Genomic DNA, 13,196 nt, shown 5'->3' on the forward strand with positions numbered 1-13,196 from the left:
TTATAGATTCTGCTTTTTATAGCGCTCGAAAACTTTTTTATAATAATCATCGTCCGGATTTTCTTCCATTAATTCTTTTAGCGCTTCTTCGTAGAAAGTTAGATTAAAATATTTATTTAGATCAATGTTTTTGGCATCCCCATCGATGTAACCCAGATCTTTCATTTGTTCCCACAATACTTCCACTTGATGTTTATGGGGATCCGCCGAATTGATCAAATGCTCCTCATTTACAATTTCATTTATTTCTTCATCGGACAAATTGAAACGTTCTTTGGAAGCTTCTACCGCAATTTTTGGATTTTCCAGTTTTAATCTTTCCGCTTTAATCAAGCCTTTTAAAAATTTCTTGAAGGCGATTTCCTGATCTTTTGTGTAATCCCCTCGTGTGACGACACGGCAGCAAACATGGCCTGGCTGTACATCATTGCTCCATATAAATGGAACTAAACCTGCCTCGGTCGCCTGAGAAAGAAATCCGGAAAGCGAAAAGGCCGCATCGACTTTGCGGGCTGCCGCCGCTTCAATCAGGTTTGCATTCGTTTTGAATTCGACAAATTTTACATCCTCTTCCAAATCCAAACCGGCTTTCTTTAAGGCCGTTTTAAATACGATATCCGGCACTCCCAATCGTACAACGCCTATTGTTTTTCCTTTGAAATCTTCAAATGATTTATATTTGTCCGCATCTTCTTTCGGAACATAAACGGGATGGCCTCCCTCCATATGGCCGCCGATAATGTCCAAATCCGCCCCTTGCGCAATGAAAGCCAAAGGAGTCGTTGTTCCAAATGTTAATCCGATATCAATTTTATTTGTTTGCAGCGCATTGATTCCGTCCGTTGAAGCATTAAACGGCACCATTTCAACCGTCAAATTTTCCTCTTCAAAAAAACCTTCATGAATCGCGATGTCCGCCAATGGGGCCCCATTCATTTTTAAATAGCCCACTTTGAGATGATATTGCTTTTCATCTTTTTTGATTGCATTTTCATTGGAATTTTCATTTCCATTGCAGGCGGCCAATTGAACGGATAAAATCAGCAGAAAAACAATGTAAAATAAACCTTTGAAACGTGATTTCACTTAAATTCCTCCCCCATCCTCTACTGCTTCTTTCTGGTTCAACTTTTCAAAGATTCCCTTGTTCATCAGTTGTAATAGATCATCGCGAAATTCTATAAATTCCCGGCTTTCAAACAATTCATTGCGGTTTATCGGCTTTTCGAAGGGCACATCGATGCATTCCAAAATTTTTCCGGGCGGCCCCGGCGAAAACATCACTATGCTATCCGCCAACATGATGGCTTCTTCGGCATCATGGGTGACAAAAATGATGGTCTTCTTTTGATCTTGATTAATCTGTAATACCAGTTCTTGCAATTGTATTCTTGTAATCGGATCCAATGCACCGAAGGGTTCATCCATCAACAACAGATCCGATCCCACCGACAATGCCCTCGCAATGGCTGCCCGCTGCCTCATTCCGCCGGACATCTCCCCGGGATATTTTTTAGTTGCGTGCCCCAGCTGCACCATTGTCAAATATTGTTCCGCCAATTGAAAAAGTTCTTTTTTCGACTTTTTTCCTTTTAAGCGCTTCTTTAAAGCGAGTACAATATTCTCTTCTGCGGTCAACCACGGGAATAGGGAATAATCCTGAAACACTACCGCTATATCGGAAATCCCGTTTTTATTATTGATAATGATTTCACCGGAATTTGGCTTTTCCAGATCGGCAAGCAGCCGTAAAAAAGTGCTTTTTCCTGAACCGCTGGGGCCCATCAAGACGAGAAATTCCCCTTCCCTTACTTCCAAATTGATATCTTTTAATATTTCCGTATCTTTATAACCAAAACTTACATTTATTGCCTTGATTTTAATAGGAGCTGATGACGGTTCATGGCTTGATTTCTTTTCTTTTTCCAACACCTGCATGGATTCAATCGCTCCCTCCTTTTGTGTACTATATAAATAAAAATAGTAGGATTTAAACGATTATTACACTTCTAGTTTTTGTGAAACAGGATATTCCAGCCCTAAATTTTCCCGCAAATTGCCTCCTGCATATTCTGTTTGTACAATACCTCTCTCCTGCAATACTGGGATGACGTGATCCACAAAATCTCTCACTCCGCCTGGGAAATAAGGGAACTTAATATTAAATCCATCTGCCGCTCCATTGAGGAACCATTCACTCAATTTATCCGCGACTTGTTCGCCTGAACCTACAATAAATAAATGTCCCTGCGTACCTACAAAATAACGGGCCAATTCTTTGATTGTGTAGTTTCTTTCTTTCGCCAACTCTGATAAAAGTTTGAAACGTCCCTTTTCTCCATTGACCTGATCAACATCTTTCAATTCAGGCAAATGATCATCAGGCGAATATTGCGACAAGTCGTGGTCCACATATCTGGACAACCAGCCGATTCCCAACTGCGGAAGGATCAGTTCCTGGAATTGCTCAAACTTCTCTCTCGCTTCTTTTTCCGTTTTCGCTACAAACGGAACGATACCCGGCATAATTTTAAAATGCTCCGGATTGCGTCCATACGCTGAAACTTTTTGTTTGATGCTGTTATATACCGCTTTCCCTTCTTCCACTGTAGAAGGTGCAATCGTAAATAAGATATCCGCATGTTTCGCCGCAAATTCCCTTCCCTTTTCCGAAGCGCTGGCGGTCACCAATATCGGGTGTCCTTGAGGCGGTCTTGGAATATTAATCGGTCCTCTCACTTTATAATATTTTCCTTCATGATAAATTGGATGTATTTTCTTTTCATCCAAGAAAATTCCATTTTCCCGGTCAAATAAAAGGGCATCTTTTTCCCAGCTATCCCATAATTTTTTCGTTACTTGTACAAACTCGTCAGCCCTTTCATATCGGAGGGAATGGTCCAATTGCTCTTCCAATCCGAAATTGGCGGCTTCATGATCATGGGCGGTTGTAACAATGTTCCATGCCGCTCTTCCCCCGCTCAAATGATCGATTGTCGCAAACTGTCTTGCCACATTATATGGGTGGGTAAAGGTAGTAGATAAAGTCGCCACCAACCCGATATCTTTTGTAACGGAAGCCAGTGCCGCCATTGTCGTCGTCGCTTCCAGCCGGATTTGGGGAGTATAGGCGATATCTTCTTCATTATGGGCCAACACATCTGCCAAAAAGAGAAAATCGAATTTCCCCTCTTCTGAAATTTCCGCAATCTCTTTATATAGCGACAGTTTTGTCACTTCTTCCGTTTTTGTTTCAGGATATCTCCAGGCAGCCAAATGATGGCCTAAAAACGTTTGGAAAAAGGAACCTAGCAACATCCGTTTTTCGTTAGTCATGACACCATACCTCCTCAAACTAATTCTTCAATTTTCACGGAATTTTTATAGTGTTGGATGGATTCGTTTGCTATTTGCTTGATGACCATATCATCCAACGGCGGATTGAATGCCCCGCATTGTACATCCCTGAAATATCTTTCCAACGGCAAGTCTTTCGATAAAGAATGCCCTCCCGCGATTTGCATGGCCAATTCCACAATCTTTTTGGCATTATTGCATACTGTATATTTTGTAATGGCCACTTCATTGCTGAGTTGGTCACGGAGATGTTCATTTTTATCCCATTTTTCCGCCACATGATATAAAACCATTCTGGAAACGGCAATCAGGATTTCCATTTCTCCGATTTTTTGTTGGACATGTGGAGCCTCCGCGATATATCCCCCTAAACTTGGAGAATATTTTTCGTTCACATATTTCAAAACGAAGTCCCGTGCGGCTGTTGCAATGCCCAAATAAATGGCGGGCAATTGCAAAGTGTACGCGCTGCTTAGCCCGGTAAAGCGGGTCGGCTTTCCCTTTTCCGAGTATGCAAGCAAGTTTTCTTCGGGAACAAAAACATTATTTAACTGGATATCCATGCTGCCAGTTCCTCTCATGCCCAGCACATTCCACGTATCAATAACTTCCACCGAATCGTTTTTTTCGATTAAAAACTCTGCAACCTTATCTTCATCCTCGACATAGGCCAAAACGGTAAAATGTTTGACAACAGGTGCGAGTGTCGCGAAGGCTTTGCGCCCGTTAATGACATAGCCACCCTTTACTTTCTTTGCAACCGTGGACGGGTTGGCGCCTCTGACAATATTTCCGGTCGCCCGTTCCGTTGCATAGACATTTAAAACCGATCCCTCTTCCACTGCCGCCCGGCAAAGTTTTGCAAAGATTTCTTCCTTCCATGGTCTGAAACATCTGAGGCTGAAAAATGTCATTAAATGCCAGCCTACTGCCAAAGCGGTTGAACCGGAAGCCTTTGCCAATCTTTCTTGGACAAGCAAAATTTCATATAAGGAGAGCTCATCCCCGCCATATTCTTTCGGGATGACCAATTTCAAATAGCCCTCCTTTTTCAAAATTTCAAAATGTTCGAAAGGAAATTCCCCCGATTCATCAATTTTCCCTGCGGTTTCGCTGATTTGCTTTGCAACGCGTTCCGCATAATCGACCAATTGTTGATCCCTTTCATTGCGAATTGTTTGATTACTTCTGTTCATGATCAATCTTCCTCCAATTTTGTTCTATCCGGATCCATTTATATCGAGAAATCTTCCGGTATGAACACTTTTAATTGTTTTGGACGTACATATACCACTTCGCCTTTTTGAATCTGTAAATTTTTAAATTGCTCTTTTGGCAATTCCGCCTCCAAATATTCCCCGTTGTCTTCCCTTTTCAATTCGATCCGAGCAGTTGGCCCGACAATGTGGATAAAGGAGATTTTGGCGGGAACCGTTTCATTGTCCACCTGTTCCTTTTCAATTAAAATGTCATGCGGGCGGGCATATCCAACTGCATCATCATGGGAATCCAGATAATGAGGAGCGTTGATTTCAAATTGCCCCTGCTTCAATTTTCCGTTTTGCAAACGCCCTCTGAAGATATTTACATTTCCCAAGAAATCATAGACAAATGGGCTTTTTGGATTTTCATACACTTCATCCGGCGTACCGATTTGTTCGATTTTTCCATTGTTCATGACAATGATCCGGTCTGCCACATCAAGGGCTTCTTCCTGATCGTGGGTCACGAAAATGCTCGTCACATGAAACTCATTATGCAGTTGGCGAAGCCATCTCCGGAGCTCTTTTCGCACCTTTGCATCCAATGCTCCGAACGGTTCATCCAAAAGCAGCACTTTCGGTTCCACGGCCAATGCCCTAGCCAATGCCACACGTTGACGTTGCCCTCCTGAAAGTTGGGAAGGATAGCGGTCTTGGAAATTTTCCAATTTTACGAGCGACAATAATTCATTCACTTTTCTCTCGATCTCTTTTTTGGAAGGTCTCGTTTTTCTCGGCCGCACTTTTAAACCATAGGCGACATTTTCAAACACGTTCATATGCCGGAATAGAGCATAATGTTGAAATACGAAACCGATTTTCCGCTCTTTCGGACTGACATTGGTAATGTCCTCTCCATCGAATAAAATCGTCCCTTCATCCAGCCCTTCCAATCCTGCAAGAATCCTTAATAACGTGGTCTTCCCCGATCCTGAAGGTCCGAGGAGGGCGATGAGTTCCCCGGATTTTATGTCGACGCTGATATCTTTTAAAACCTTTACGGAACCAAAGGACTTTGACACATTTTTGATTTGAATCCCCATAAAAATCCCCCTAAAATTCTTTCGCTTTCCATGAAGCGATATGCTTTATGATGATGGTCAAAATCGCCAATATGGACATGATCGAAGCGACAGCGAACGCCGCCGTAAACTGGTATTCGTTATATAAAATTTCGATATGTAAGGGCATCGTGTTCGTTTCTCCCCGAATATGCCCCGACACGACCGATACCGCGCCGAACTCCCCGATTGCGCGGGCGTTGCACAAAATCAGTCCGTACAATAACCCCCATTTGATATTCGGCAATGTTACATAGAAAAATGTCTTCCATCCGCTTGCTCCCAACGAAATCGAAGCTTCCTCTTCCGTAATCCCTTGGGTTTGCATTAAAGGAATCAACTCCCTTGCAACAAAGGGAAATGTCACAAACAATGTTGCAAGAATAATGCCCGGCAAAGCAAAGACGATTTTGATGTCATGTTCAAAAAGCCAATCGCCAAACAATCCTTGCGCTCCGAACAGCAAAATAAAAATCAGACCTGCAATGACGGGGGAAACGGCAAAAGGCAAGTCAATCAAAGTGACAAGCAAATTTTTCCCTCTGAATGTAAATTTGGTGATCAGCCAGGCTGCGGCAATCCCGAAAACCGCATTCAACGGGACGACAATCAGCGCAACGGTGATGGTCAGCTTGATGGCGGCGAGGGCATCGGGATGAACAATGGACGCGACATACGTTTCCCATCCTTTTTCAAGTGCAGTCACAAAAATCGAAATCAAAGGAAGAATTAAAAATAGGCTGATATAAAGCAATGAAATCGTAATCAACGACCATTTCACAATCGCCGATTCCTTCAACGGATAAGGATTTGAGACAGCTTTTTTTACAATCGGCATTTTCCGGTCCACATCCAACGGTTTCGTCATTCATTTGCCATCCTTCCTAATAATTGAATTTCCGGTTCATTCTCCATTGGATCAAATTGATGAACAATAGAATAATAAAGGAACCGACGAGCATCACAACCGCAATGGCTGTAGCGCCCACATAATCGTACTGTTCCAGTTTCGTCATAATAATGAGCGGCGTAATTTCCGTTTTCATCGGCATATTTCCTGCAATAAATACTACTGAACCGTATTCGCCAAGTGATCTTGAAAAAGCCAATGAAAAACCGGTAATCATCGCCGGATATAATTCAGGCAGAATCACCTTGACAAAGGTTTGGAATCTGTTTGCCCCGAGACTTGCCGAGGCTTCTTCCACTTCTCTCCCCAGATTTTGCAAGACAGGCTGCACAGTCCGGACGACAAACGGCAATCCGATAAAAGTCAACGCAATCACGATTCCAAGGGGTGTGTAGGAAATTTTAAAATCAAAAAACTTCCCGATCCAACCGCTTGGGGCGTAAAGCGTTGTCAACGCAATCCCGGCAACCGCGGTCGGCAAAGCAAATGGCAAATCTACAAGCCCGTCGATAATCTTTTTTCCTGGAAAGTCATATCGGATCAGCACCCATGCAATGATTGTTCCAAATATCACATTGATCAACCCTGCAACCAATGCGCTTCCAAAGCTCAATTTATAGGAAGCCACCGCCCTTGGATGGGTGATGGTTTCGAAAAATTCGCCCCAGCTCATCGAAAGAGTGTTCACCACAATCATGGACAGAGGCAGGATGACAATAAAACTTAAATATAGCATCGTATATCCAAGGGTCAGAGAAAATCCGGGAATAATTGTATTACTTTTTCTCTTTCTTAATGTAAACTCCACTTTTTATCACCCCATTATGAAGATTCAGCATAAAGGAAGGAGGCTGCTCCGTTCCCCTATGCTGACCTTGAAAATTCCGGAGGGAAATCATTTCCTATTTTGTTTATTGATAAATTTCGTCGAATGTTCCTCCATCTGCAAAATGCGTTTTTTGCGTTTCCTTCCAGCCGCCGAATTCATCGATTGTCACCAATTCTAAATCCTGGAATTGATCTTTATATTTTTCAAACACTTTTTGATCGCGTGGACGGTAGAAGTTTTTCGCCGCAATTTCTTGGCCTTTTTCGCCATATAGATATTTCAGGTAAGCTTCCGCCACTTCGCGTGTTCCTTTTTTATCCACGACTTTGTCCACAATGGCCACCGGAGGTTCAGCCAAAATGCTTAAAGAAGGAGTTACAATTTCAAATTCATCTTCGCCGAATTCTTTCAAGGAAAGATATGCTTCATTTTCCCATGCAATCAGCACATCACCGATCCCGCGTTCCACGAAAGTCGTCGTAGAACCGCGCGCTCCTGAATCCAGCACTTCCACATTGCTGTAAAGATCTTTCATAAATTGTTTGATTTTGGCCTCATCGCCGTTGTATTTTCTGCTTGCAAACGCCCATGCCGCCAAATAGTTCCAGCGCGCTCCTCCGCTTGTTTTCGGGTTTGGAGTGATGACTGAAACGCCATCTTTCGTCAAATCATCCCAATCCTTAATATTTTTTGGATTGCCTTTGCGGACCAAAAAGACAATTGTTGAAGTATATGGAGAAGAGTTGTGTTCAAATTCTTTTTGCCAATCATCATTTAATAATTGGCGGGTCTGTGCAATCTCGTCGATGTCATAAGCCAAAGCCAGTGTGACAACATCCGCTTCGATTCCGTCAATGACGGATCTTGCCTGTTTTCCTGATCCTCCATGGGATTGCTGGATTTTTACATCCTGGCCTGTTTTTTCTTTCCAATAAGCGATAAATTCTTTATTGTATTCTTCATATAATTCCCGTGTCGGATCGTATGAAACATTCAACAGTTCAACCGGCTCTTTTGAAGATTTGTTTTCACCGGCATTTTTGGATGTTTCATTGTCATTTGCCCCTTCCTGATTTCCGCAGGCAGCCAAGAAAAGGAAAAGCGAAATAATTCCAAGCAAAAGTAGTTTTCGTTGCTTTTTCTTCATCTTAATCTCCCCTTTTTCTTAAATCTTGAATAAAGAAAGGCTGCCTACAATCCCCCCTGAAAACAAAATAAACGGAAGAACTGTAGGCAACCTTCAGTTTGTCTGATCAGTTACCTGATTGTTTACCAAGATTCTCTTGAGAAATACAATAATCCAATATTTCCGATTAGTCAACATGGTTTTTAAAAAATTATTAAACAAATTACATAAATTTGAATTTTAATATTGATAATTTCAATTAAAATAGTATACTTTAAATTAAAATTTTTAATTTCCTTTTTGGATATGACGCCGACTAGAAAACTAGAGGTGTTTTAATGTAATCGGTTTGATTTTTGTTACATTAAAACGCCCTCTTTCATTTGAAAGGAGGAGTAGTTATGTTAACTTACGAGACATGGCAAGATTCAACGATCGATTTTGAAGTCGATGAAACGTATAAAGGCGCCCTGAACGTGCTTCAGTGGGCTTATGACCAATACGGCGACGATGTCATTTATGCCTGCAGTTTCGGCATTGAAGGCATCGTGCTCATCGACCTGATTTCAATAGTGAAGCCCGATGCCCACATCGTCTTTCTCGACACGGAAGTGCATTTTAAAGAAACTTATGAAACCATTGAAAGGGTAAAAGAAAGGTATCCTCTATTAAATATAGAATTAAAGAAACCGTCCCTTTCTTTGGAAGAACAGGCAAAACTGTATGGGGATGAGCTATGGAAAAAAGATCCGAATAAATGCTGTGAACTCCGGAAAATCATTCCCCTCCGGGAAACATTGACCGGGGCAAAAGCATGGATTTCCGGTTTGCGGCGCGAACAATCCGAAACAAGAAAACATGTGAATTTTATCAATAAGGATAATAAATTCAAATCCATCAAAATCTGCCCGTTGATTCATTGGACATGGAAAGATGTGTGGCGCTATGTAGGAAAACATCAGCTTGTATACAACCCGCTCCATGACCAGGGTTATCCGAGCATCGGATGCGCCTATTGCACAAAGCCCGCTTTTACTTTGGACGATTTGCGTTCAGGCAGATGGGCGGGATTAAACAAAACAGAATGCGGATTACACACAGATTAGGAGGAACAAAAATGACAATTCAACCACATGGCGGTGTATTAATTAACGCATACGATCCGAATGAACCGTATGAACATCTTCAAAAAGAAATCCCCCTTGATGGAATTGCGTTAAGCGATTTGGAGCTGATCGGGGTAGGGGCATATAGCCCGATCGACGGCTTCCTGACGCAGGAAGATTATAAAAGCGTTGTGGAAAACATGCGCCTTGCAAACGGCATTGTGTGGAGCATTCCGATTACGCTTCCGGTAACGGAAGAACTTGCTGCCACGTTAAAAATCGGTGATAAAGCGAAACTGGTATCCAACGGCGTAGTTTACGGAATCATTGAAATCCAGGATATTTACAAACCGGATAAAACAGTTGAAGCAAAAAAAGTCTACGGTACAGATGATTTGAACCACCCTGGCGTGAAAAAATTGTTTGACCGTCCGGATGTATATGTCGGAGGAAAAATCACCCTTGTCAAAAAAACAAAAAAACAATTCCCTGAATTCACATTCGATCCAATCGAAACACGAGAACTTTTTGAGAAAAAAGGCTGGAAAACCGTTATAGGATTCCAAACAAGAAATCCGGTACACCGCGCCCATGAATACATCCAAAAAGTGGCATTGGAAATCGTTGACGGACTTTTCTTAAATCCTTTGGTCGGAGAAACAAAATCCGACGATATTCCGGCCCATATCCGGATGGAGAGCTATCAAGTATTGCTCGACCATTATTATCCGAAAGATCGGGTGCACTTGGGAGTCTTCCTTGCCGCAATGCGCTATGCGGGTCCAAGGGAAGCGATTTTCCATGCATTGGTCCGCAAAAATTATGGCTGCACCCACTTTATCGTAGGGCGCGACCATGCGGGTGTCGGAAACTATTACGGCACATATGACGCCCAAAAAATATTTGATAACTTCACTCCGGAAGAAATCGGCATCATTCCACTAAAATTTGAACACAGCTTCTACTGCACAGCATGTGACGGCATGGCCACAACCAAAACATGCCCTCATGATGCATCAACCCGCATTATTTTATCCGGAACGAAAGTACGCGAAATGCTTCGCAACGGAGAAATCCCTCCAAGCACTTTCAGCCGCAAGGAAGTGGTGGAAGTGTTGATTCGCGGTCTAAGGGAAGAAGTTCATTCATAAGGAGTTGTCACAATGAGTTCAAAAAACATCGTTTGGCACGATACATCCATCACGAAAGAAGATTATCGCAAGAAGAACGGACACCATAGTTTCATTCTATGGTTTACGGGACTATCCGCATCCGGAAAATCCACGATTGCCAATGCCGTGGCAAAAGAATTGTTTGACCGCGGCAATCAGGCTTTTGTCCTTGACGGAGACAACATTCGCCACGGTCTGAACAAAGATTTGGGATTTGACGAACAATCCAGAAAGGAAAACATCCGCCGCATCGGTGAAGTTTCCAAATTATTTGTTGAAAGCGGACAAATCGTGCTGACGGCTTTCATCTCGCCATATAAAGAAGACCGGGCTTTGGTCAGATCCCTTGTGGAAGACGGCGAATTCATCGAAGTGTATGTTCAATGTTCCATTGAAGAATGTGAACGAAGAGATCCAAAAGGACTTTACAAAAAAGCGAGAAACAATGAAATTCCAAACTTTACGGGCATCAGCGCCCCTTATGAAGCGCCGGACAATCCGGAAATCGTCGTGGACAGCGAAAAGAATTCCGTTGAGGAATGCAAAAATCAGCTGATTCAGTTTTTAATTGATAAAGGTTATATCAAATAAGAAGCTCACAAATGATCCGCCATAAATCAAACAGAAAACTCCCCTATAAAATAGATGAAGCAGGGCAATATTTGCCCTGCTTTTTTCATTGCAAATTAACGTTCTTTTATTTAGATGCTTACCGTTTTTTGCATTATATATCCAAAAGATTATCCCAATAAATTCTTCCAGCTAAGTAAAATAAACATGTTTCTGAACGTTTAGGTTATGAAAACTCAAAGCTACCGCAGATACTTAACAAAAAAGGTCGAGCGGAATGCACTCGACCTTACAAAAACACTTGGAAATGCGGTAATTTTGTTGGCCAATTTGTGGTCGATCGGTATTTCCCGAATGACCAAAGACCTTATAAACGTTGATATTTCAAGCCTTAACCAATTGAACCTTCCATTTCGAACTTGATCAAGCGGTTCATTTCCACAGCGTATTCCATTGGAAGTTCGCGGGTGAATGGTTCAATGAATCCCATAACGATCATTTCCGTCGCTTCCTGTTCGGAAATGCCGCGGCTCATCAAATAGAATAATTGCTCTTCGGACACTTTGGATACTTTCGCTTCGTGCTCAAGGGACACGTTGTCATTCATAATTTCGTTGTATGGAATTGTATCGGAAGTGGATTGGTTATCCAAAATCAATGTGTCGCATTCGATATTCGCACGGGCGCCGCTTGCTTTCGGACCGAAGCGGACAATACCGCGGTATGTCACTTTACCTCCTTGTTTCGAAATGGATTTTGACACGATTGTGGAGGATGTGTTTGGCGCCAAGTGAATCATTTTCGCGCCGGCGTCCTGATGCTGGCCTTTGCCAGCCAACGCGATTGACAATGTCATGCCGCGGGCGCCTTCCCCTTTCAGGATGCAGGCAGGATATTTCATTGTCAATTTGGAACCGATGTTGCCGTCAATCCATTCCATTGTACCGTTTTCTTCAACAACCGTACGCTTTGTCACCAAGTTGTACACGTTGTTGGACCAGTTTTGGATGGTAGTATAACGGCAGTAGGCATCTTTTTTCACGATGATTTCCACAACCGCCGAGTGAAGGGAACTTGTTGAATAAATCGGTGCCGTACATCCTTCTACATAGTGGACGGATGCGCCTTCGTCCACGATGATCAAAGTCCGTTCGAATTGTCCCATATTTTCGGAGTTGATACGGAAGTATGCCTGAAGCGGAGTATCCACTTTGACGCCTGGCGGAACATAGATGAAGGAACCGCCGGACCAAACCGCCGTATTTAACGCGGCAAATTTATTGTCAGATGCCGGTACCACTGTTCCCCAATATTTTTTGAACAGCTCTTCGTTTTCTTTCAAAGCTGAGTCTGTATCTTTAAAGATAATCCCTTTTTCCTCAAGCTCTTTTTTCATATTGTGGTAAACGACTTCGGACTCGTATTGGGCAGAAACCCCTGCAAGATATTTTTGTTCCGCTTCCGGAATACCCAACCGGTCGAACGTTCTTTTAATCTCTTCCGGAACTTCATCCCAGGAACGTTGAGTCGCTTCCGTAGGTTTTACATAGTAAGTGATTTCATCAAAATTTAATTCCGATAGGTCGCCGCCCCATTGTGGCATCGGTTTTGAATAGAATATTTCAAGAGCCTTTAAGCGGGACTCGAGCATCCATTCCGGCTCATTTTTCATTTTGGAAATTTCACGGACGATTTCTTCAGTTAATCCACGTTTTGAACGGAATACAGAAACGTCCTTGTCGCGGAAACCGTATTTGTAATCGCCAATATCAGGCACGTTTTTTGCCATGTTTTCTCCTCCGT

At 42.6% G+C, this 13,196-nt stretch carries 12 protein-coding genes; 3 read left to right on the forward strand and 9 right to left on the reverse strand.

The annotated features are described in order from the left end of the window. From NST62_RS09585 to NST62_RS09620, 8 genes are all read right to left on the reverse strand, one after another. A complete protein-coding gene (locus NST62_RS09585) occupies positions 1-1,086 on the reverse strand; it encodes an ABC transporter substrate-binding protein (protein WP_141602737.1) in 1,086 nt (361 codons plus the stop codon). Continuing rightward, on the reverse strand, positions 1,087-1,938 hold the full coding sequence (locus NST62_RS09590; RefSeq protein ID WP_328215894.1) for an ABC transporter ATP-binding protein: 852 nt from the start codon (positions 1,936-1,938) through the stop codon (positions 1,087-1,089). 63 nt (positions 1,939-2,001) lie between these two features. Then, positions 2,002-3,336, reverse strand: coding sequence for an LLM class flavin-dependent oxidoreductase (locus NST62_RS09595; protein ID WP_342462834.1), 1,335 nt, complete (start codon positions 3,334-3,336; stop codon positions 2,002-2,004). Positions 3,337-3,350: 14 nt separating this feature from the next. Beyond that, entirely contained in the window at positions 3,351-4,553 is a 1,203-nt protein-coding gene (locus tag NST62_RS09600) for an acyl-CoA dehydrogenase family protein (RefSeq protein WP_141602740.1), read from the reverse strand. Between the two features lie 38 nt (positions 4,554-4,591). After that, a complete protein-coding gene (locus NST62_RS09605) occupies positions 4,592-5,662 on the reverse strand; it encodes a sulfate/molybdate ABC transporter ATP-binding protein (protein ID WP_141602741.1) in 1,071 nt (356 codons plus the stop codon). 10 nt (positions 5,663-5,672) lie between these two features. Beyond that, complete coding sequence (cysW, locus tag NST62_RS09610) at positions 5,673-6,518, reverse strand: sulfate ABC transporter permease subunit CysW (RefSeq protein WP_246045877.1); 846 nt, start codon at positions 6,516-6,518, stop codon at positions 5,673-5,675. 46 nt (positions 6,519-6,564) lie between these two features. Further along, on the reverse strand, positions 6,565-7,398 hold the full coding sequence (gene cysT / locus NST62_RS09615; RefSeq protein WP_342462835.1) for a sulfate ABC transporter permease subunit CysT: 834 nt from the start codon (positions 7,396-7,398) through the stop codon (positions 6,565-6,567). A gap of 103 nt (positions 7,399-7,501) precedes the next feature. After that, a complete protein-coding gene (locus NST62_RS09620; protein WP_328215643.1) occupies positions 7,502-8,566 on the reverse strand; it encodes a sulfate ABC transporter substrate-binding protein in 1,065 nt (354 codons plus the stop codon). Positions 8,567-8,946: 380 nt separating this feature from the next. On the opposite strand from NST62_RS09620, the gene NST62_RS09625 reads away from it, so the two are divergent. The 3 genes from NST62_RS09625 to cysC are packed head-to-tail and all read left to right on the forward strand — an operon-like array spanning position 8,947 to position 11,414. Continuing rightward, positions 8,947-9,651 carry a phosphoadenylyl-sulfate reductase gene (locus NST62_RS09625; protein WP_141602745.1) on the forward strand — a complete coding sequence of 235 codons (705 nt, stop codon included), beginning with the start codon at positions 8,947-8,949 and terminating at the stop codon, positions 9,649-9,651. A gap of 11 nt (positions 9,652-9,662) precedes the next feature. Beyond that, the gene (gene sat / locus NST62_RS09630; RefSeq protein WP_342462836.1) at positions 9,663-10,802 is read left to right on the forward strand and encodes a sulfate adenylyltransferase; all 1,140 of its coding nucleotides are present in this window, start codon (positions 9,663-9,665) and stop codon (positions 10,800-10,802) included. A gap of 12 nt (positions 10,803-10,814) precedes the next feature. Beyond that, positions 10,815-11,414 carry an adenylyl-sulfate kinase gene (gene cysC, locus NST62_RS09635; RefSeq protein WP_141602747.1) on the forward strand — a complete coding sequence of 200 codons (600 nt, stop codon included), beginning with the start codon at positions 10,815-10,817 and terminating at the stop codon, positions 11,412-11,414. Between the two features lie 370 nt (positions 11,415-11,784). Here the strand turns inward: cysC and sufB are convergent, their stop codons facing one another. Further along, positions 11,785-13,182: a Fe-S cluster assembly protein SufB gene (gene sufB / locus NST62_RS09640; RefSeq protein WP_141602748.1), complete on the reverse strand. Its 1,398-nt coding sequence runs from the start codon at positions 13,180-13,182 to the stop codon at positions 11,785-11,787. Positions 13,183-13,196: the final 14 nt, after the last annotated feature.

Origin of the sequence: Ureibacillus sp. FSL K6-8385, assembly GCF_038593155.1 — a bacterium.
GTDB lineage: Bacteria > Bacillota > Bacilli > Bacillales_A > Planococcaceae > Ureibacillus > Ureibacillus terrenus.